Origin of the sequence: Nocardia acididurans (assembly GCF_016741815.1) — a bacterium.
In the GTDB taxonomy this organism is placed as follows: Bacteria; Actinomycetota; Actinomycetes; order Mycobacteriales; family Mycobacteriaceae; genus Nocardia; species Nocardia acididurans.
This window is the reverse complement of the sequence record NZ_JAERRJ010000007.1, coordinates 142,820-163,134: the sequence shown is the minus strand read 5'-3', so window position 1 is coordinate 163,134 and position 20,315 is coordinate 142,820. Positions and strand designations below refer to the sequence as shown.

Here is a 20,315-nt window from a genome sequence, read left to right as displayed (position 1 = left end):
CACAGGTACATTCGGCGTCAGTTCCTTTCCTGATCCAGCAGGCGCAGACGCGCGCCCGAACCGAGCAGGCGGGTGGCGGACAGGCCGAAGGTGATCCGGAACCGGTCGGCGAAGTGCGAGGGGCTGGCGAATCCGGCTTCGGTTGCGGCCCTGGTCAAATCGTGGCCCGCGAGGAAGACCGTGGCGGTGTGCAGCAGCCGCGCCCACTGCCGGTAGCGGCGCAGGCTGGTGCCCGCCTCCTGCCGGAACAGGTGCAGGAAGCGGGATTCCGACAGCCCGGCCTGGGCGGCGAGTTCACCGGCCGGGACCGTGGCGGCGGGGTCGTTGTGAATTATCTTGACCGCCTCCGTGATTCGCGCGTCCATCACCTGCTGGAGCGCCGGTGCGGCGAGGTCGAGCCACGCGATACCCAGGGTTTCCGTGGCCGAGCGCGCACCGTCGATCGGAATCTCCGCGGCGGTGGCGGCGAGCAGGGTGGCTCCCAGCTCGCGGAGCCGCTGGTCGGCGGTGTGGCCGACGCCGACGGCCCGGGTCCGGTCCGTCATCAGCTCCCGGCACGCCTGCGCGCGGTGCGAGCTCGGATCCAGGTAGGCGAAGATCATCCGGCCGCCGTGCGCGATGAGCTGATGGGTGGTGCGTGGCGGGATCAGCGCGGTCGTGGTGTCGAACCGATCGGCGTCGCCGAGCCGGATGGTGAAGGGATGGTCGACGCCGACGGCGAAGCACCACACCGAGCCCGAGTGTGGTTCCAGGTCCAGGGCCGGTCCCGCGTACAGGGCGTGACCTGCGGACATCCACACCGTCGGATAGCAGGTTGACGGAAGCGCCGTCGACCCCGGCCCCGGCATCCTTGCCTCATCGCTCGACACGAAACGGAGGCTACCGGTGCCCGTCATTTTCATCAGCATCACCGCGCTGTTCTTCCTCGGGATGGGCGTGTACGCCCTGGCGGCTCCCGCGGCCGTGGTGCGCCCCTTCGGAATTCGACTCCAGGATCCGGCGGCCCGCTACGAGGTGCGGGCCGTGTACGGCGGCTTCGGCGTGGCGATGGCCGGAATTCTGGTCTTCGCCGCGACGCGGGACGATTCGCTGCGCACCGGCATCCTGGTGACCGTGGCGGTCGCCCTGGCCGGAATGGCGGTGGGCCGGGCCGTCGCGGCCGTCCTCGAGGAGCGCACCTCCTTCTATCCGAACTGGGTGTTCTTCCTGGTCGAACTGGTGGGTGCCGGACTGCTGCTGGCCGTGGCATAGGTACGGGCACAAGATCGAAAACCCGCACATAATGGGCGGCATGACCGAGCGCAGAGCCAGCAGAACCGCGATTCTTGTGTGTCAGGGCCGGGCGGCCGCCGATGGGCGGCTGGCGGCGGGACGATTCGCCGACCCGCTGGCCGTCGAACTGCTCACCGAGGACGAGCGGGGGATCGTGGGGCTGGTGCGCGCCCGGACCAAGCCCAAGGGCTTCGCGGACGCGGTGGAATACGAATTGCTCACCGCCACAGCGGAAGTGATGGCCGCACGGACGGTGGTCATCGACGATGCGTTGCGCGAGAAGGGGAATCAGCAGCTCGTGATACTCGGCGCCGGGCTGGACGCGCGCGCCTGGCGCATGCCGGAGCTGGCGAGCGTCGAGGTCTTCGAGGTGGATCAGCCCGCCTCACAGGGGGAGAAGCGCGAGCGCATGGGGGAGCGGCAGCCCCTGGCCGCGGTGCGATACGTGCCGGTCGACTTCGAACACGATTCGCTCGGAACACGATTGGGCGAGGCCGACCACGACGAGACCGTGCCGACCACCTGGATCTGGGAGGGCGTCGTCATGTACCTGACGCCCGAGCAGGTGGCGGCCACCCTCGGCGAGATCGCCAAACACAGTGCGCCCGGCAGCCGGTTGATCCTCACCTATCAGACGCCGTCGCGGCTCGCCGGACTCGGCCGCAAGGCCGCATCGCTGATTCTGGCGCGCAGCGGCCGCAATCCGATGGCACACGAACCGACCCGATCCCAGTGGACACCGGAGCCGATGCGAAATCTCTTGAACGAGTACGGGTTCGGCGTGATCAGCGATGTGGATCAGCTCACGGCCGCACAGGAGATCGGCATCGAGGGCGCCAACAAGCCCGCCTTGCGCGCCGGACGCGTGGTCGTCGCCGACCGGCGCTGACACGGGGTTACCGGCGGGAGAGGAATCCTCGCCGCCGGTGGCCGATTCAGGCCGTGACGGGTTTCGCGATCTGCGCGGGCACCGACTCGCGGGTGCGCATGGCGGCCCACAGGGCGGCGGTCGCGGCGGTGCAGGCCGCCGCGCCGCCGACGTGCACGGCCACCAGCGCCGCCGGGACATCGGTGAAGTACTGGACCAGACCCACCAGCGCCTGCGAGCACACCAGCGCGACGAGCACGATGTAGCGCGTCCGGATCGCCTTGGTCATGCCGATCGCGGCGAGCCCGAAGCCCAGGCCCACCAGCAGCGACAGATACGCGACAAGCAGTTCGGCATGCAGGTGCACCAGGGTGACGATCTCGACCTGCAACCGCTCGACCGGACGCTCGAGGCTCTTGTCGCCCGCGTGCGGTCCCGCGCCCGTGACCAGCGTGCCCGCGATGAGTGTGGCGGCCAGGGCCACACCGCTGATCACCGTCAGGATCCGCAGCGGCTTGGGCACCTGTACGACCGCGACCCCGTCATCGGGTTCGCTGATCTTCGCGTACAGCAGCACCGCCAGCCACACCATGACCATGGAGGCGAGCAGGTGTACCGCGACTGTCCACCACAGCAATCCGGTGCGCACGGTGATGCCGCCGATGATGGCCTGCACCACGGTGCCGCCCGGCATCATCCACGCGTAGGCGATCACCTCGCGCCGCCGCCGCGCCCGCACGACCGCCAGCACGATGGCCGCGGCGAACAGCGTCACCACGAAAGTCAGCATGCGGTTACCGAATTCGACCGCCTGATGCAGCACCGGCACCTCGGCCACGGTCACCGGCACGAAGCTGCCGGGGAAGCACTGCGGCCACGTGGGGCACCCCAGTCCGGACGCGGTGACGCGAACAATGGCTCCGGTCACCGAGATTCCGGCCTGGGTCAGGATGACCGCGAAGGCGATCCATCGCTGCGCCCGCAGCGAAGGCAGCGGGAACAGGTCGGCGAGTCGCTCGATTGCGCGAGATAGCACGGACCGATGGTAGCGGGGCGGAATATCGCCCGATCACCCGCCCTACTACGCAGCGTCGTCGGTGTTCAGTCGAAGCGGAAGAAGCGGGTGGCCAGGAAGCCGCTGAGGCCGCCCCAGCCCAACAGGACCGCGATGCCGTACCAGTCGATGCTGTTGCGCATGGCCTGATCCAGGCATTCCGCCAGCGCGCCCGACGGGATGAGGCGTGCGATCAGGCTCACCGCGCTGGGAATGTCCTCCGACACCAGCACCAGGCTGCCGATGCCGAGCATGACGAACCAGAGGATGTTCGCCAGCGCCAGAATGATCTCGGCCTTGAGGGTGCCGCCCAGCAGCAGGCCCAGCGCCGCGAATGTGGCTGTGCCGAGGGCGATCACGACCGCGCCGAGCAGCAGCCCGGTGATCGTCGGCCGCCAGCCGAGCGCGAAACCGATGCCGCCCAGCAGAATCGACTGCAGCACCACCACGATCAGCACGGCCGCGCATTTGCCCGCGACGATGCCCCAGCGCGGCAGCGGTGTCGCACCCAGGCGTTTCAGCGCCCCGTAACGCCGGTCGAAGCCGACGGCGATGGCCTGGCCGGTGAACGCCGTGGACATGATGGCGACCATCATGACCGCGGGCACCACCTTGTCCACGCGATGATCGCCGAGCCCGCGCAACGGCAGCAGCGTCAACCCGATCAGCAGCGTGATCGGAATGAACATGGTCAGCAGCAGCTGTTCGCCGTTGCGCAGCAACAGGATCAGTTCGAGCCGGGTCTGCGCCGCCAGCATCTTCGCCCGCGTGGTGGGGCGCGGGTCCGGGGCGAAGGTGCCGGGCGCGAAACGGTTGGCGGTCTCGATCACCCTCGCAGCTCCCGTCCGGTCAGTTCGAGGAACACGTCTTCCAGCCGGCGCTGGTCGATGCGGATATCGGTGGGCAGCACGTCGATTCGCGCGCACCAGGCCGTCATGGTGGCCAGCACCTGCGGGGTGATGTCACCCTGCAGCAGGTACGACCCCGGCGAGGTCTCGCGCGGCGTGAACCCTTCCGGCAGTGCGGCTTCCAGCAGCGAGAGATCGAGTTTCGGCGGCGCGTGGAACGCCAGTCGCCCCTCGGCCCCGTGCGAGGTCACCTCACTGGGCGTGCCCTGCGCCACGATCTGCCCGTGATCGATGATCACCAGCTGATCCGCGAGCTGCTCGGCCTCGTCCATCATGTGCGTGGTCATCAGCACGCTCACCCCGTCGCGTCGCAGCGCGTCGATGAGCTCCCACACCAGATGCCGCGCCTGCGCGTCCAACCCGGCGGTCGGCTCATCCAGGAACACGATCTCCGGCCGTCCCACCAGCGCACACGCCAAGGCCAACCGCTGCTGCTGCCCACCCGACAACCGCCGGTACGGCGTCCGCCGAGCCTCACTCAGTCCGAGCGTCTCCAGCAGCCACTGCGGATCCAGCGGATCCGCCGAATACGACGCCACCAGATCCAGCATCTCCCCGGCCCGCGACCCCGGATAGGCCCCGCCCCCCTGCAGCATCACCCCGATGCGCGGCCGTAGTCGATCGGAATCGGCGATCGGGTCCAGGCCCAGCACCCGCACGCTCCCGGCGTCCGGAGTCACAAACCCCTCGCACATCTCCGTGGTGGTCGTCTTCCCGGCCCCATTGGGTCCGAGCAACGCCAGCACCTGCGCGCGTTCGAGTTCGAAGCTGATGCCATCGACCGCGGTGGTCTCGCCGTAGCGTTTCACGACGCCGTCGACACGTACGGCGGGTACGGAAGCTGCGGTCACGGATGTACACCGTAGGTGGTCACTGGAAGTGACCCACGCTACACCCCACCGACGTGGTGTTTCGCGCTGCTCGCTACCGGCCGGTCATCGCTCGGATCGCGGCGGTGTTGCCAGGGGAGGGAGTTGCGGGTGGCGAGGATGAGGATGACGCAGGTGACCACGGTGATGATGGCGGCGTAGATGAGGACGAAGGGGGTGATGTCGCGGCCGGTGGGCATGAGGAAAACGCTGACCACGGCGGAGGCGACGGTTGCCGGGATGCGGAAGGCGGGGCGGTTGGCCCAGGCGGCCAGGGGGATTATGCCCCACAGCAGGTACCAGGGCTGGACCACGGGGAAGAGCAGGACTACGAAGCCGAACGAGACGCCCAGGGCGCCAACGGGATTCAGGCGGCCGTTGTAGGTGGCTATGAGCATGCGCAGGACGATGACGCCGGCCACCGCCGCTGCGATCGGGCGGGTGAGGCTCAGCAGGGCTGTGGTGTGGTCGCCGATGCCGAGCAGGACGCCGCCGAAGGCGGTGGCCACGCCGATGGCGGTGGGCAGGGACATCCAGCTGCGGACGGCGTTGGCGGTGGTGAGGGTGGAGATCCAGCCGAAGCCGAGGCCGCTGGCGAGACAGACGGCGACGGTGACGAAGCCGGTCACCACGCCGAGGAGGGCCGCGGATCTGACGAGGGCGCGCCAGCCTCCGCCCCAGTATCGCGTCAGCGCCATCCAGACGAAGGCCATGGCGAGCATGGACGGGATCTTCACCATGGACGACAGGGCGATCACGGTGACGCCGGCCAGGAACAGCGTCAGGGTCGAACCGCGTAGTGGCCCAGGGAAATCCAGGGCTCGCAGACAGAACTCCAGGCCGACGAGCATGAGGCCGATCATGAGCGCCTCATTGTGCGCGCCGGAGACCAAATGGAAGAGCACCAGCGGATTGGCCGCGCCCAGCCACAGGGCGGCAACACTGGAAACGCCGCAGCGGCGGGCCAGTCGCGGCAGTGCCCAGACAATGCAGGCGACGCCGAGCAGGGCCACCAGCCGATGCAGGAGCACCCCGGCGATGATGTTGTCGCCGGTTATCTCCGCGATACCGCGACCTATCCACAGGGATAACGGTCCATAGGGGGCGGGGGTTTTCTGCCAGATTCCCGACACCTGTTTGGTCAGTGGATTGTCGAGGGTGAGTCCCTGTTCCGGTCCGACCGAATAGGGGTCGAGTCCGCGGGCCGCGATTTCACCCTGCGCGAGATACGAGTAGACGTCATTGCTGAACATCGGCGGCGCGATGGACAGCGGAATGATCCACAGCAGCAGCGTGCGATCCAGCTGCGAGCGGGTGACCCGGCGAACTCCCCGCGACGGCAGCCCGAGTGCGAAGCGTCCCATCAGCAGCCACGAGAGCATGACCACCGCGGTGCCGACCATGGTGATGGCCAGTGTGGCGTTGTAGGTCCGCGCGAGCAGCCCCAACAGGGCCTTGCCCGAGGTCGGGTTCTGCAGGGTCGGCTGGGCGCCGAGTCCGAGCGCGCCCAGGGCCATCATCACCGAGCCGGTCGCCCCGAGCATGCGCACCCGGTCGAACTGGGTTTTCTCCCGGGCGTTGAGCCTCTGGGAGGCGGCCTCGTCGTGGTGCAGGTCGCCGACCGTGTGGTCGCGTGAGACGTCCAGGCCGATGAGCCGCCGGCCCAGTTCCACGGTGCGATGCACGGCCGCGCTGCGACGAGGTCCACGGGGGTGGGCGATTACGCCGGATGGGCTACTCCCGCTGGCCTTCTCATCGCTGTCACCCGCCGTCATGCGGGTCAGCGTAACCGATCGCGACCGTACTTCCCGGTTCGGTTGCGGCTGCCGCCCCGACAGCGATTATTCGGTGACGCGGTTCGCCGCGGCCGCGAGCCGATCGGCTCGTGCCGGCAATTCAATTCGGAGATCGTCATGGCGAAAGCAGTAGAGAAGAGCCGCGCCGGATTTCTCGTCGGGCACGCGGGACTCGGCCTCGGGTCCACCGGAAAGCCGATGAGTGTGGCTCAGGCGGTGCACGACGGCGATACCGTCACCGTCGATCCGATCGGCAATATCAGTACGCGATTCCTGGGAATGGATACGCCGGAGGTGAGTTTCTCGCTGCCCGCGAATCCGGACGCCTTCCCGTCCATCGGTTCGGCGGCGTGGACGGAATTCCTCACCGATCCGTTCGCCCCCGGTTTGCCGCCCTTCGATCCGCCGCTGCCGCCGGAGTTGGAGGCGGATCTGCGGGCGCGCACCGGCCCGGACTGCGCGGCCAACCACGCCCGGCACGCGCTGGCCGCGCATCGGGCGCTGGAGGGTTTCGTCGAGCAGGATCGGATGGCGAGCGGGCTCGAGCCCGCCGATTTCCGGTTCTTCATGGCGTTCGCGTCGGATGTGTTCGACCGCTACGGCCGTTTCCTCACGTACTTGAATGTCGAGGCGGCGACCACGCCGCGTCCGCCGACCTACAACGAGCGGATGCTGGCGGGTGGCTGGGCGGTGCCGTACTTCATCTGGCCCAATATCAATCCGTTCCGCAAGCAGCCGGGCATGGTGGAGGCGGTTCCTGTTCCGGGGCAGCCGATTTCGGATCCGGGCCTGAATCGGGCCCGGCAGGCGGTGGGGGCGGCGCGGGCGGCGCGGCTGGGCGTGTTCGCGCGCCAGGATCCGCTGGACATCCTGCCGTCGGAGCTGCGTTTCCTGGCTCGTACGGTCGGCAAGGGCGCGGCCGGTTTCCGGCCCGGCCCGGATCGCTGGGTCATCGACCTGGGCACCGCCGATGATCGATTGCTCCCGCCCGCACGGTATTTCGACGTCCCACTGCCGGAGGATCGTCTGTTCGTGCCGGTCGAGTTCGTGCCGCTGTTCGTCGAGAAAGGTTGGGTCAAAGCATGATCCGGTGTCCACGCAGCGGATGGATCGACGCCCGATAGCGCGATTCCGGCTGCCGTTGTCGGACCCCGCCCATACTCTGAATTGATGGTTTCGGAGTCCAAGCGGCGTATCGAGATGGCGGCGGCGGGTCTGCTGGCCCGGCACGGCTATCACGGATTCGGTCTGAAGAAGTTGAGCGAGGCGGCGGGGCTGCCGTACGGCTCCATCTACCACCACTTTCCGGGTGGTAAGGAGGAGATCGCCGTCTCGGCCATCACCGGTACGGGAGTTCTGGTGGGGCGGATGATATGTCAAGCCCCGCCGGATGTGTTCGCCACGGCGGCAACGCTGTTCGACTTCATGGCGGCCAAACTCGCCGAGTCGGGCTGGACGGAGGGCTGTCCGGTCGGCACGCCCGCTCTCGACGGCGGCAGTGACGTGGATGCCGTACGTGCGGCCTGCGTTTCGGCGTTCGACGCGGTCGCGGGCGGTTTCACCGACATGCTCACCGAGATGGGACTGCCGCGGGACGAGGCGTTCGAACTGGCCACCACGGTGGTCGCCGCCTACGAGGGAGCGACACTGCTGGCCCGGGTGCGCCGCTCGGAGGAGCCCTTGCACACCGTGTCGCGGGCCATGGCCCGGCTGATCCGGTTGAGTGTGGCGGAAATCGGTGCCGCCGAGGTGAATTCACCGTAGCCTGGAAGTCTGGAAAGAACGTTCTAGCGAAGGCTCGCAGATGCAGCGACTCATGCTCGACGGCCCCGGCGCACTACGCTGGGAACAAGCCCCCGAACCCGCCATCGAATCCAACGACCAGGCCGTGGTCCGCCCGATCGCCCTGGCCACCTGCGACATCGACCCCGCGGTCCTGCACGGCAGGTTCCCGCTCCCGGGTCCGTACCCGTTCGGGCACGAGGGCGTCGCCGAAGTGGTCGCCGTGGGGGAGGCCGTGCGCACGATCGCCGTCGGCGACCGCGTGGTCGTACCCTTCCAGATCTCCTGCGGCACCTGCCCGGCCTGTCTGCGCGGGCGCACCGGCAACTGCACGGCCCACCCGTTCATGTCCACCTACGGCCTCGGCCCGATGGGCGGCCTCGACTGGGGCGGGCTCTGGGCCGATCTGGCCCTGATCCCGCACGCCGACGCCATGCTCGTCCCCGTGCCGGAGGGCGTCGACCCGGTGGCCGTGGCCAGTGCCAGCGACAACATCCCGGACGGATACCGTGCGGTGGCACCGCAATTGGCCGCCGACCCGGGCGCCGAGGTGCTGGTGCTCGGCGGCGCGGCCGCACCGTCCATCGGCCTGTACGCCGCCGGTCTGGCCGTGGCCCTCGACTCCGCGCGTGTGGTGTACCTCGACACCGACCCCGAAAGACTGTCCATCGCAGCGAAATTCGGTGCGGAGGCCATCGAGGGTCCGGCTGATGCCAGGGTCGGCCGCTTTCCGATCACCGTGGAGGCCGCGGGCGGCCGCCGCGCCCTGGTCGCCGCCGTGCACGCCACCGCCGTCGACGGCTGGTGCACCAGCGTGAGCGTGCAGACCCAGGACGTCCCCCTGCCGGTGTTCGAAATGTATTCGCGCTGCTGCACTTTCCACACCGGCCGCGCGCACGTCCGCCCCGCGATTCCCGCCGTGCTCGCTCTGGTCGCCGCCGGTCGCTTCGATCCGGCACTGGTCACCACACGCACGGTCGGCTTCGCCGATTCGGTGGACGCCCTGCTGGAGGGGCCGCTGAAACTGGTCGCCGTGCGCTGACGCGAGAACGGCCCGTCCGCATCGAATGACGGCGGCCCGGAGGGGTACCCGGAGAAAAACACGTCGCTCACAGGAAGGCGCAGATGTTCGACGGGTTCTCCGAATTCGATATCCAGGTGTCCGGCACCACGATTCATGGTCGCCGAGGCGGTTCCGGACCGCCGCTGCTGCTCCTGCACGGCATCCCCGAAACGCATCTGATGTGGCATCGCGTGGCCCCGGAACTGGCCCGCTCCCACACCGTGGTCGCCACGGACCTGCGCGGTTTCGGTGCGAGCGGCAAGCCCGCCAGCACCCCGGATCACCTGCCGTACGCCATGAGCACCCTGGCCACCGACCAGGTCGAGGTGATGGCCGAACTCGGTTATCCGCGCTTCGCCGTCGCCGGTCACGATCGCGGCGCGCGGTGCGCCTACCGGATGGCCCTGGACCACCCCGATGTGGTCACGGCCCTGGCCGTCCTCGATATCGTCCCCACCGGTGACGTTTTCGATGTGGGCGATCACGATCTCTGGCTGGCGTACTGGGTGTGGACCTTCCTGGCCGCCCCGCGCCCGATCCCGGAAACGCTGATCGCGCGCTCCCCGTCCACCTTCGTGAATCACATGCTCGACAGCTGGTCCACCGATCCCGCTGTCTTCCCGGATCCGCTGCGCACCGCCTACATCACCAATTTCGCCACCCCGCAGGGCATTCGCGCCATCTGTGAGGAGTACCGCGCCGCCGCCACCGTCGACTACGCCGCCGACCTCCGCGACCGGGGCGTCCGCCGTATCCACTGTCCGGTCCTGGCCCTCTGGGATGAGAAGGGCGCGGTCGCCGAATGGTTCGACCCGCTGCGCGTCTGGGGTCGCTGGGCCGCCGACCTGCGCGGAAAACCCTTGCGCGGCGGTCATTTCCTGCCGGAGGAGAATCCGGGCGAGGTGGTGCGCGAGCTGCTGGACTTCCTTGCCTATTCTCGTGCGAGTGGCAATTCGACCGATCCTCATCGCCGGTGATCCGCGCCTGACCGCACCGGCTGTCCCCGTCACCGAATTCGATTCGGAGCTGGCCGCTTTCGTCGACACGCTCTTCGAGACGAATACCGCGGCGCGCGGAGCCGGGCTGGCCGCGAACCAGATCGGCGATCCCCGAGCCGTTTTCGTCTACGACCTCGTCGTGGGTGGGACACGGCAGCGCGGCTATGTGGTGAACCCGGTGCTGGAGACCTCGGCGATCCCCGAGACCATGCCCGATCCGGAGGACGATATCGAGGGCTGCCTGTCGGTGCCGGGGGAGTGGTACCCGACCGGTCGCGCCGACTGGGCGAAGGTGACGGGCGTCGACGCCGAGGGCAGGCCGACCGCCGTCGAGGGCACCGGCTACCTCGCCCGCTGCCTGCAGCACGAGACCGATCACCTGCTCGGCCACCTCTACCTGGATCGCCTCATCGGCCGGAATCAGCGCGCGGCGAAGAAGATGATCAAGGCCAACGGCTGGACCGAGCCGGGTCGCTCGTGGCTGCCGGGGCAGGACGCCGACCCCTTCCACGGCTAGGCCGGAGATCACGCGCGGCGGGTTTTCGGTGCGGTCGGCTTGCGTAAATACGCCCGATTCGATCGGTTCCGGAGTGCACCAGGTCACACCCGTGAGCATTCTCGCAGGTCGCCCTCGTTAAGTCAGGCAAACCTTACTGGATCGCGGAATGGAATTCCGTCACACTTGTGTTGTGAAAACCGTGGGTTTGCGGAATGCGGGATCAGGCACCGGGCGCCGGAAGGGCGCCCGGCCTGCTGTCGCGCCCGAACCCGCGGGCGAGGGCCACACCCGTGAGGCCGTCGTCAAGCTCCTGCTCGAAGAGGGTCCCATTACCGCCACCGCCATCGGCGAGCGGCTCGGGCTCACGCCGGCCGGGGTGCGCAGGCACCTCGAGGCGCTCATCGAGTCGGGCGAGGCGCGGGCCACCACGTCGGCGAAGTGGCAGCAGAGCGGCCGCGGCCGTCCCGCCAAGCAGTATCAGCTGACCTCCACCGGCAGGGGCCGGTTGGGGCACGCCTACGATGACCTCGCCGGTGCCGCGATGCGACAGCTCCGCGAGATCGGCGGCGACAAGGCCATCGTCGATTTCGCACGTAAGCGGGTCGGAACCATTGTCGCGGGCATCGATCGGTTGAAAGGACACACGTCCGAGGAGACCGAGGCCAAGGCCGAGGAGATCGCCGACGCCTTCACCGACGCCGGGTTCGCCGCATCGACCCGGAAAGTCGGTGCGGGCGTTCAGATCTGCCAGCACCACTGCCCGGTGTCGCATGTCGCCGAGGAGTTCCCGGAGTTGTGCGCCGCCGAGTTGGAGGCGTTCCGGGAGATTCTCGGCACGCATGTGCAACGGCTGGCCACCATCGCCAACGGCGACTGCGCGTGCACCACGCATGTGCCGTTGCTGATGCCCACCGTCAAACCGAATACCGCCGCTAAGTCCCAAAAGAACGCACGATCTGTCGCTGCTCAGCCCGCATCGACTTCTACACACGACTCCGGAAGGAGTGCCGAATGACGACGACCGCCGACCAGGCGCAGCCGCTGACCCAGGAAGAGACCATCGCGTCGCTGGGTACCTACGAGTACGGCTGGGCCGACAAGGATGTCGCCGGTGCCAGTGCCAAGCGCGGCCTGTCCGAGGAGGTCGTCCGCGACATCTCGGCGAAGAAGAGCGAGCCCGAGTGGATGCTCGACTTCCGGCTGAAGGCGCTGCGCATCTTCGACAAGAAGCCCATGCCCAACTGGGGTTCCGATCTCAACGGCATCGACTTCGACAACATCAAGTACTTCGTGCGCTCCTCGGAGAAGCAGGCCGCCTCCTGGGAGGAACTGCCCGAGGACATCAAGAACACCTACGACAAGCTCGGCATCCCGGAGGCGGAGAAGCAGCGCCTGGTCGCCGGTGTCGCCGCGCAGTACGAGTCCGAGGTCGTCTACCACTCCATCCGTGAGGATCTGGAGAAGCAGGGCGTCATCTTCCTCGACACCGACACCGGTCTCAAGGAGCATCCGGAGCTGTTCCAGCAGTACTTCGGCTCGGTCATCCCGTCGGGTGACAACAAGTTCTCCGCGCTGAACTCGGCCGTGTGGTCGGGAGGCTCGTTCATCTACGTGCCGCCGGGCGTGCACGTCGACATCCCGCTGCAGGCCTACTTCCGGATCAACACCGAGAACATGGGTCAGTTCGAGCGCACGCTGATCATCGTCGACGAGGATGCCTACGTGCACTATGTCGAGGGTTGCACCGCGCCGATCTACTCGTCGGACTCGCTGCACTCCGCGGTCGTGGAGATCATCGTGAAGAAGGGTGGCCGCTGCCGGTACACCACCATTCAGAACTGGTCGAACAACGTCTACAACCTGGTCACCAAGCGGGCCAAGGCCGAGGCGGGCGCGACCATGGAATGGGTCGACGGCAATATCGGCTCCAAGGTCACCATGAAGTACCCGGCCGTGTGGATGACCGGTGAGCACGCCAAGGGCGAGGTGCTCTCCATCGCCTTCGCCGGCGAGGGCCAGCACCAGGACACCGGCGCGAAGATGCTGCACCTGGCGCCGCACACCTCCTCGAACATCATCTCCAAGTCGGTGGCGCGCGGCGGTGGCCGTGCCTCCTACCGTGGCCTGGTGCAGGTCAACAAGGGCGCGTACGCGTCCAAGTCGACCGTGAAGTGTGATGCGCTGCTGGTGGACAACATCTCTCGCTCCGACACCTACCCCTACGTCGACATCCGCGAGGACGACGTGACCATGGGCCACGAGGCGACCGTCTCGAAGGTGTCCGAGGATCAGCTGTTCTACCTGATGTCGCGCGGTCTCACCGAGGACGAGGCCATGGCGATGGTGGTGCGCGGATTCGTCGAGCCGATCGCGAAGGAACTCCCGATGGAGTACGCGCTCGAGCTGAACCGCCTGATCGAACTGCAGATGGAAGGAGCCGTCGGCTGATGGCCGTCGAGAACGTTGCCACTTCGCCGGAGGCGAATATCGCTGCGGCCGCTGAGTCCCGCACTCCCGCTGTGAACAAGGGCGAGGTGTTCGCGTCGTTCGACGTGAACGCCTTCGAGGTGCCGTCGGGTCGGGATGAAGCCTGGCGCTTCACCCCGATGCGCCGGTTGAACGGCCTGCACGACGGCACCGCCGTGCGGGACGGCCAGGCCACCGTTGAGGCGACCGAGGTCGCCGGTGTGACGGTGGAAACCGTGGACCGCAACGACTCTCGCCTCGGCGAGGGCGGCGTGCCCACCGATCGTGTTGCCGCACAGGCGTACTCGGGCTTCGAGCAGGCCACCATCGTGTCGGTCGGCGCGGAAACCGAAGTGGCCGAGCCGGTCACCGTGACCATCACCGGTCCGGGCGAGGGCAAGGTCGCCTACGGCCACCTCCAGGTGCGCCTGGGCAACTTCGCCCGCGCCACCGTGGTCGTCGACCAGCGCGGCAGTGGAACCTACGCGGAGAACGTGGAATTCGTGCTCGGCGACTCCGCCGCGCTGAATGTCGTCATCGTCCAGGACTGGGCCGACGACGCCGTGCACGTCACCGCGCACCACGCAAAGCTGGGCCGTGACGCCACCCTGCGCCACACCAATGTCACCCTCGGTGGCGATGTGGTGCGCCTGACCGGCAATGTCCGCTACGCGGGTCCGGGTGGCGACGCCGAACTGCTCGGCCTGTACTTCGCCGACGACGGTCAGTTCTTCGAGCAGCGCCTGCTGGTCGACCACTCGCAGCCCAACTGCAAGTCCAACGTGCAGTACAAGGGTGCGCTGCAGGGTGATCCGACCTCGAACAAGCCGGACGCGCACACCGTGTGGGTGGGCGATGTGCTCATTCGCGCCGCCGCCGAGGGCACCGACACCTATGAGGTGAACCGCAACCTGGTGCTCACCGACGGCGCGCGCGCCGACTCGGTGCCGAACCTGGAGATCGAGACCGGCGAGATCGTGGGCGCCGGACATGCCGCGGCCACCGGCCGTTTCGATGACGAGCAGCTGTTCTACCTGCGCTCGCGCGGTATTCCGGAGGAGGCGGCGCGACGTCTGGTCGTGCGCGGCTTCTTCCACGAGATCATCCTCAAGATTTCGGTCCCCGAGGTCCGGGAGCGGCTCGAGGCGGCCATCGAGGCCGAGCTCGCCGCTGTCGGCGTCTGACACCAACTTCCCCTCCCTGCAAAGGAATTCGAATTCGATGACCACCCTGGAAATCAAGGACCTGCACGTCGAGGTCGCCAACCCCGATGAAAACGGCGAGCCCATCAAGATCCTCAAGGGCGTGAACCTGACCGTGAAGTCGGGCGAGACCCACGCGATCATGGGCCCCAACGGTTCCGGCAAGTCGACGCTGTCCTACGCCATCGCCGGTCACCCCAAGTACACCGTCACCCAGGGCTCCATCACCCTCGACGGTGAGGACGTCCTCGAGATGTCCGTCGACGAGCGTGCGCGCGCGGGTCTGTTCCTGGCCATGCAGTACCCCGTCGAGGTCCCGGGCGTCTCGGTCTCCAACTTCCTGCGCACCGCCGCCACCGCCATCCGCGGTGAGGCCCCCAAGCTGCGCACCTGGGTCAAGGAAGTCAAGGAGAACATGGCCGAACTCGAGATCGACGCGGCCTTCAGTGACCGCTCGGTCAACGAGGGCTTCTCCGGCGGTGAGAAGAAGCGCCAGGAGATCCTGCAGCTGAGCCTGCTCAAGCCGAAGATCGCCATCCTCGACGAGACCGATTCCGGCCTCGACGTCGACGCGCTGCGGATTGTTTCCGAGGGTGTGAATCGTTACAAGGAGCGGGGCTGGATCGATGGCTCCGGCAAGCCTACGGCGGGCGGCGTACTGCTGATCACCCACTACACCCGCATCCTGCGCTACATCCAGCCCGACTTCGTCCACGTGTTCGTGGGCGGAAAGATCGTGGCCGAGGGCGGCCCCGAGCTGGCCGACGAACTCGACGCGAATGGCTACGTGCGCTTCACCTCTGCTTCCGTAGGAGCTTGACTATGACCACCACGGTGCCCGCTCTGGACGTTGCCCGCATCCGGGCCGACTTCCCGATCTTGAGCCGCACGGTGCGCGACGGAAAACCCTTGGTCTACTTGGACTCTGGTGCCACCGCGCAGCGGCCCATGGAGGTGCTGGAGGCTGAACGCGACTTCCTCATCCAGCGCAATGCGGCAGTGCACCGTGGTGCTCACCAGCTGGCCGAAGAGGCCACCGATGCCTACGAGGGCGCCCGCGCCGACATCGCCCGCTTCGTGGGCGTGCGCGCGGACGAGATCGTCTTCACCAAGAACGCGACCGAATCGCTGAACCTGGTGACCTACGCCTTCGCCGACGACCGGTTCCCGTACCACGTGGGCCCCGGCGACGAGATCGTCATCACCGAGCTCGAGCATCACGCGAATCTCGTTCCGTGGCAGGAGCTCGCGCGCCGCACCGGTGCGACGCTGAAGTGGTACGGCATCACCGACGACGGGCGCATCGACCTCGATTCGCTCGAATTGTCGCCCGCCACCAAGGTCGTCGCGTTCACCCACCAGTCCAATGTGACCGGTGCGATCGCGCCCGTGGCCGAATTGGTGCGCCACGCAAAGGAAGTCGGCGCGCTGGTGGTGCTGGACGCCTGCCAGTCGGTGCCGCACATGCCGGTGAACTTCCGCGAGCTGGGCGTCGATTTCGCCGCCTTCTCCGGACACAAGATGCTCGGCCCGTCGGGTGTCGGTGTGCTCTACGGCCGCTACGCGCTGCTCGAGGAGACCCCGCCGTTCATCACCGGTGGCTCCATGATCGAGACGGTGTTCATGGACCACTCGACCTTCGCCGCCCCGCCGCAGCGTTTCGAGGCCGGTGTGCCGATGACCTCGCAGGTCGTCGGATTGGGTGCCGCCGTGCGGTACCTCGAGGAGATCGGCATGGAAGCCGTTGCGGCGCACGAGCACTCGCTCGTCACCGCGGCCCTCGAAGGTCTTTCCAAGATCGACGGCGTCCGCATCGTCGGCCCCGCCGACACCGTGAACCGTGGTGGCGCTGTCGCTTTCGTGGTGGATGGCATCCACGCCCACGACGTCGGCCAGATCCTCGACGACGAGGGTGTCGCCATCCGCGTCGGTCACCACTGCGCCTGGCCGCTGCACCGCAAGTTCGGTGTGGCCGCGACCGCCCGTGCCTCCTTCGCCGTCTACAACACCCTCGACGAGGTGGACGCGCTGATCGCCGCCGTGCGGAAGGCCCAGAGCTTCTTCGGAGTTGCATAAACCATGCGCATGGAGCAGATGTACCAGGAAGTCATCCTGGACCACTACAAGCACCCGCACCATCGCGGCCTGCGTGAGCCGTTCGGTGCGGAGGTGCACCACGTCAACCCCACCTGTGGTGACGAGGTGACCCTGCGCGTCCACCTGGACGACAACGGTGACGTGGTCGACGTGTCCTACGACGGCCAGGGCTGCTCGATCAGCCAGGCGTCCACCTCGGTGCTCACCGACCAGGTCATCGGCCTGCCGCTGCAGCAGGCCATGAAGGTCGTCGAAGCCTTCGACGAGATGGTTACCAGCCGCGGCACCGTCGAGGGCGATGAGGACGTCATCGGCGACGGCATCGCCTTCGCCGGCGTCGCCAAGTACCCGGCCCGCGTGAAATGCGCGCTGCTGGGCTGGATGGCGTTCAAGGACGCCGTCGTGCGGATAACCTCCGCACAGGAGAGCAAGCAGCCCGCGCTTTCTACCGAAGCCGTGAACGGGGAGACGAAATCCGATGAGTGACACCACCGAACAGCCGACCGAGGCCGTCGAGCTGACCGCGGAGGAGATCCAGCACCTCGAGGATCTCGAGGAAGCCATGCGCGATGTGGTCGACCCCGAACTCGGCATCAACGTCGTCGACCTCGGCCTGGTCTACGGCCTCAAGGTCGAGGACCAGATCGCCAAGATCGACATGACCCTCACCTCCCCGGCCTGCCCCCTCACCGACGTCATCGAAGACCAGGCCCGCAACGCCCTGGTCCGCAGCGGCCTGGTCGAGGACCTCCAGATCAACTGGGTCTGGATGCCCCCGTGGGGCCCCGACAAGATCACTGAAGACGGCCGCGAGCAACTGCGCGCCCTCGGCTTCACCGTCTGATCGCACCAGCACGCGCGATGCGGGCCGATCCCCCTGGGGGATCGGCCCGCATCGCGTTGAGGCAGAAACTTTGGCCGCGGCCGGCCCCGAGTCAGAACGCGCGTTCCCAGTCGAGCGCGTCGAGGCGCTGCCAGTCGTCGTGCACCCAGTCCCATAGGAGAAGGGAAAGGAGTGTCGCGCCACTGACATAGGTGGCCATCATGTGTTTCACCGCGTCCGAACGATACTCGAGCCGGTACTCCTCGTCGCCTAAGGCGAGCGCCTGGATGAAAGAGTCCGGATTCTCGCCGCGTCCGACGATCACGAACTCCTCCATGGTCGCGATCCATGCGTCCAATTGCTGCCGGGTGACCGGTTCGGATCGGTTCTGCCCATCGACGGTGGCGGTGACGTCAGCACTCATCACTTGCTCCTCGGGTAGCTTCTCCGCATCCAGCGTAATTCGGTTCCCGCGAAAGGAATCTCGCTTGTTCTGCCGCAACACGCGTCGTGCGGAGCGCCGAGAACCGGGGGAGAGTGACCGGCCCGCTTAGGATGCCCCGGTGACCGGTTACGACTACGACTATGAGCATCTCGACACCTCGACGCTACCCGAGCGCCAGCAGCACATTCTCGGCGTGATCCGGGATCATGTGGTGCGGCACGGATATCCGCCCAATACCCGGCAGATCGGGGACGAGGTGGGGCTGAAGTCCTCGTCGTCGGTGTCGAAGCATCTGAACGCGTTGGAGGAGCGCGGGTTTCTGCGTCGCAGCGAGACCATGTCGCGGCCGATCGATGTACGGATGTTCCTGCAGTCCGCCGAACCGCAGGCGCGGCAGTCCGAGGAGCAGGTGACGGTGCCGGTGGTCGGCGATATCGCGGCCGGCACGCCGATCCTGGCCGAGGAGCATGCCGACGACGTGCTCTCGCTCCCTCGCGAACTGGTCGGTCGGGGAACCGTCTTCGGCCTGCGCGTGCGCGGCGACTCCATGATCGACGCCGCCATCTGCGACGGCGACATCGTGGTGGTGCGCAAGGAGCAGGAAGCCCACACCGGCGAGATCGTCGCGGCCATGATCGACGGCGAGGCCACCGTCAAGGTCTACCGCCGCAGCAACGGGCACGTATACCTCGAACCACGCAACCCCGCGTATCAGGTCATCGACGGCGACGAAGCGGTGATCCTGGGTAAGGTAGTCTCCGTCATGCGCCGCGTCTGACCTGTAGGCCCGCCGCCGAGGCGGCGCCGGGACGGTCGGGTCGGGCGATACCGAGAAGTGGCTCGAACGGCACCGCTGACGGCCGGTCCGACGGACTGGACAGATCGGTTCCACTCGGCCATGATTCGACCGATTACTGGGCTTCTTCACTGGGAGAATCGAATGTCGTTGCTGCACAAGGCCGGTGTCGGTTTTGCAGTGTCGTCTCTGGCGGCAATAGTGGGTGCGGGACCTGCGGCAGCGGACGACGGGTTCGTGGCCGCCGGTGGCGATCTGTACGGTGCGATCGCGGTGTCGCGAAGTACCTTCCATGTCGCCTACGCGGTGGATTACACGAACAGCGGCGGCGCGGATTCCGCGGCTGTCGACGGGTGCGGTGGCGGCGACTGTTACGCCATCGTGAATTTCGCCAATGCCTGTGGCGCGGTGTCCCAGTCATCCGACGGGCGCTTCGGTGCGGGCTGGGCGGGTACGAGGGTGGAGGCCGAACAGGCCGCCCTCGACAACATCAAGAACGGTGGCGGCAAGCTGGACCTCGGCTCCTCGCAGGGCGCCGGGGCCCGGGTGGTCATGACGGCCTGCACGTCCAACGCACGCTGAGCTGTACGAAGGCCATATATGCGCCACGCCGGATACGTCCGGCGTGGCGCATATGTTTTTGCCGGACAACATTTGCGGGCAAACCGAATTCGCCGCACTACCCGTGCTGATACGGCCATGATTTCGGAGTGGACGACATCAAGTACGAGGACACCCGGTTCGCGTTGCACGCGGCAGCGGAGCTGCTGATCGCGGGCCCGCAGTATCGGCGCTTCGGCAGCATTCGCATGCGCATCGTGCTGGGTGGCTTCACCGGCGTGAAATGGCCGGTCACGGTGACCGGGACCGATCTGGTGTGGCCGCAGGGGCGCACCAAACTCCACGGCACCTATCGCGACCTCGCCCAGACCGCGGGATTCGAAGCCGACGGACCGCCCGGCGGGCTCTACAACGAGGGCACGCATATGGACCCCGACGAGCCATTCACCGTCGACGAGGACGCCGCCGCCCGCATGCACGACTGGTTCGCGGTGGGGGACACCGCATTACGCCGCTTCGCCGCGGAGCAGCCGGTGCTGTGGCCGGAGCACTTCGATCTGTCGGTGTCGGTGGGCGAGGTGAATTTCGGTGTCTCCCCGGGGGATTGGGAGAATCCGCACCCCTACGCCTACGTCGGACCGTGGACCAGACGCCGGGGCGAATTCTGGAACGCGCCCTTCGGAGCCATGCGCCCGCGCAGCGAGGTCGGCACCGTGGCGGGGCTGCTGGAATTCTTCCGGGAGGGGCAGGCCCGCGCGCTCGAGGACTGAGCACGCGGACGATCCCGGGCACGGACCACCACCACCGCCGCGTGCC

The 20,315-nt window shown here is 67.5% G+C and carries 23 protein-coding genes; 17 read left to right on the top strand and 6 right to left on the bottom strand.

The features are described 5' to 3' along the window. Nucleotides 1-17: 17 nt before the first annotated feature. A complete protein-coding gene (locus JK358_RS19185; RefSeq protein ID WP_232851540.1) occupies nucleotides 18-794 on the bottom strand; it encodes an AraC family transcriptional regulator in 777 nt (258 codons plus the stop codon). Nucleotides 795-885: 91 nt separating this feature from the next. Here JK358_RS19185 and JK358_RS19180 point away from each other — a divergent pair, with 91 nt between their 5' ends. Both JK358_RS19180 and JK358_RS19175 read left to right on the top strand, forming a co-directional pair. Further along, complete coding sequence (locus JK358_RS19180; RefSeq protein WP_201949108.1) at nucleotides 886-1,251, top strand: DUF4345 domain-containing protein; 366 nt, start codon at nucleotides 886-888, stop codon at nucleotides 1,249-1,251. A gap of 40 nt (nucleotides 1,252-1,291) precedes the next feature. Continuing rightward, nucleotides 1,292-2,161, top strand: a complete 870-nt coding sequence (locus tag JK358_RS19175) for a class I SAM-dependent methyltransferase (protein WP_201949107.1) — start codon at nucleotides 1,292-1,294, stop codon at nucleotides 2,159-2,161. 46 nt (nucleotides 2,162-2,207) lie between these two features. Here the strand turns inward: JK358_RS19175 and JK358_RS19170 are convergent, their stop codons facing one another. From JK358_RS19170 to mptB, 4 genes are all read right to left on the bottom strand, one after another. Continuing rightward, on the bottom strand, nucleotides 2,208-3,176 hold the full coding sequence (locus JK358_RS19170) for a COX15/CtaA family protein (RefSeq protein ID WP_201949106.1): 969 nt from the start codon (nucleotides 3,174-3,176) through the stop codon (nucleotides 2,208-2,210). A 65-nt stretch (nucleotides 3,177-3,241) separates the two neighbouring features. After that, nucleotides 3,242-4,024: an ABC transporter permease gene (locus JK358_RS19165; protein ID WP_201949105.1), complete on the bottom strand. Its 783-nt coding sequence runs from the start codon at nucleotides 4,022-4,024 to the stop codon at nucleotides 3,242-3,244. Further along, nucleotides 4,021-4,953 carry an ABC transporter ATP-binding protein gene (locus JK358_RS19160; protein ID WP_201949104.1) on the bottom strand — a complete coding sequence of 311 codons (933 nt, stop codon included), beginning with the start codon at nucleotides 4,951-4,953 and terminating at the stop codon, nucleotides 4,021-4,023. Before JK358_RS19160 ends, JK358_RS19165 begins: the two co-directional genes overlap by 4 nt. Before the next feature lie 38 nt (nucleotides 4,954-4,991). Beyond that, on the bottom strand, nucleotides 4,992-6,746 hold the full coding sequence (gene mptB, locus JK358_RS19155) for a polyprenol phosphomannose-dependent alpha 1,6 mannosyltransferase MptB (RefSeq protein WP_201949103.1): 1,755 nt from the start codon (nucleotides 6,744-6,746) through the stop codon (nucleotides 4,992-4,994). 138 nt (nucleotides 6,747-6,884) lie between these two features. Here mptB and JK358_RS19150 point away from each other — a divergent pair, with 138 nt between their 5' ends. From JK358_RS19150 to JK358_RS19095, 12 genes are all read left to right on the top strand, one after another. Next, nucleotides 6,885-7,853, top strand: a complete 969-nt coding sequence (locus tag JK358_RS19150; RefSeq protein WP_201949102.1) for a hypothetical protein — start codon at nucleotides 6,885-6,887, stop codon at nucleotides 7,851-7,853. 84 nt (nucleotides 7,854-7,937) lie between these two features. After that, the gene (locus JK358_RS19145; protein WP_201949101.1) at nucleotides 7,938-8,531 is read left to right on the top strand and encodes a TetR/AcrR family transcriptional regulator; all 594 of its coding nucleotides are present in this window, start codon (nucleotides 7,938-7,940) and stop codon (nucleotides 8,529-8,531) included. Between the two features lie 40 nt (nucleotides 8,532-8,571). Continuing rightward, nucleotides 8,572-9,591: a zinc-dependent alcohol dehydrogenase gene (locus JK358_RS19140; protein WP_201949100.1), complete on the top strand. Its 1,020-nt coding sequence runs from the start codon at nucleotides 8,572-8,574 to the stop codon at nucleotides 9,589-9,591. Between the two features lie 83 nt (nucleotides 9,592-9,674). Further along, nucleotides 9,675-10,589, top strand: coding sequence for an alpha/beta fold hydrolase (locus tag JK358_RS19135; RefSeq protein ID WP_201949099.1), 915 nt, complete (start codon nucleotides 9,675-9,677; stop codon nucleotides 10,587-10,589). Then, on the top strand, nucleotides 10,558-11,127 hold the full coding sequence (locus tag JK358_RS19130) for a peptide deformylase (RefSeq protein ID WP_201949098.1): 570 nt from the start codon (nucleotides 10,558-10,560) through the stop codon (nucleotides 11,125-11,127). Before JK358_RS19135 ends, JK358_RS19130 begins: the two co-directional genes overlap by 32 nt. Before the next feature lie 148 nt (nucleotides 11,128-11,275). Continuing rightward, on the top strand, nucleotides 11,276-12,124 hold the full coding sequence (locus JK358_RS19125) for a helix-turn-helix transcriptional regulator (protein ID WP_201949097.1): 849 nt from the start codon (nucleotides 11,276-11,278) through the stop codon (nucleotides 12,122-12,124). Continuing rightward, complete coding sequence (gene sufB / locus JK358_RS19120) at nucleotides 12,121-13,557, top strand: Fe-S cluster assembly protein SufB (protein ID WP_201949096.1); 1,437 nt, start codon at nucleotides 12,121-12,123, stop codon at nucleotides 13,555-13,557. The genes JK358_RS19125 and sufB overlap by 4 nt, the downstream gene beginning before the upstream one ends. Further along, a complete protein-coding gene (sufD, locus tag JK358_RS19115; RefSeq protein WP_201949095.1) occupies nucleotides 13,557-14,759 on the top strand; it encodes a Fe-S cluster assembly protein SufD in 1,203 nt (400 codons plus the stop codon). Before sufB ends, sufD begins: the two co-directional genes overlap by 1 nt. A gap of 37 nt (nucleotides 14,760-14,796) precedes the next feature. Further along, entirely contained in the window at nucleotides 14,797-15,597 is an 801-nt protein-coding gene (gene sufC / locus JK358_RS19110; protein ID WP_201949094.1) for a Fe-S cluster assembly ATPase SufC, read from the top strand. 2 nt (nucleotides 15,598-15,599) lie between these two features. Then, nucleotides 15,600-16,853: a cysteine desulfurase gene (locus tag JK358_RS19105; protein WP_201949093.1), complete on the top strand. Its 1,254-nt coding sequence runs from the start codon at nucleotides 15,600-15,602 to the stop codon at nucleotides 16,851-16,853. A gap of 3 nt (nucleotides 16,854-16,856) precedes the next feature. Beyond that, nucleotides 16,857-17,360: a Fe-S cluster assembly sulfur transfer protein SufU gene (gene sufU / locus JK358_RS19100; RefSeq protein WP_201949092.1), complete on the top strand. Its 504-nt coding sequence runs from the start codon at nucleotides 16,857-16,859 to the stop codon at nucleotides 17,358-17,360. Then, nucleotides 17,353-17,718 (top strand): metal-sulfur cluster assembly factor, encoded by a 366-nt coding sequence (locus tag JK358_RS19095; protein WP_201949091.1) that lies wholly within the window; start codon nucleotides 17,353-17,355, stop codon nucleotides 17,716-17,718. The genes sufU and JK358_RS19095 overlap by 8 nt, the downstream gene beginning before the upstream one ends. A gap of 91 nt (nucleotides 17,719-17,809) precedes the next feature. On the opposite strand, the gene JK358_RS19090 is transcribed toward JK358_RS19095, so the two are convergent. After that, nucleotides 17,810-18,121, bottom strand: a complete 312-nt coding sequence (locus JK358_RS19090; protein WP_201949090.1) for a hypothetical protein — start codon at nucleotides 18,119-18,121, stop codon at nucleotides 17,810-17,812. A 139-nt stretch (nucleotides 18,122-18,260) separates the two neighbouring features. On the opposite strand from JK358_RS19090, the gene lexA reads away from it, so the two are divergent. The 3 genes from lexA (at nucleotide 18,261) to JK358_RS19075 (ending at nucleotide 20,269) form a co-directional block, all read left to right on the top strand. Further along, on the top strand, nucleotides 18,261-18,920 hold the full coding sequence (lexA, locus tag JK358_RS19085) for a transcriptional repressor LexA (RefSeq protein WP_201949089.1): 660 nt from the start codon (nucleotides 18,261-18,263) through the stop codon (nucleotides 18,918-18,920). A gap of 162 nt (nucleotides 18,921-19,082) precedes the next feature. Next, nucleotides 19,083-19,520 (top strand): DUF4189 domain-containing protein, encoded by a 438-nt coding sequence (locus tag JK358_RS19080; protein WP_201949088.1) that lies wholly within the window; start codon nucleotides 19,083-19,085, stop codon nucleotides 19,518-19,520. Nucleotides 19,521-19,648: 128 nt separating this feature from the next. Continuing rightward, nucleotides 19,649-20,269 (top strand): hypothetical protein, encoded by a 621-nt coding sequence (locus JK358_RS19075; protein ID WP_201949087.1) that lies wholly within the window; start codon nucleotides 19,649-19,651, stop codon nucleotides 20,267-20,269. Nucleotides 20,270-20,315 lie beyond the last annotated feature (46 nt).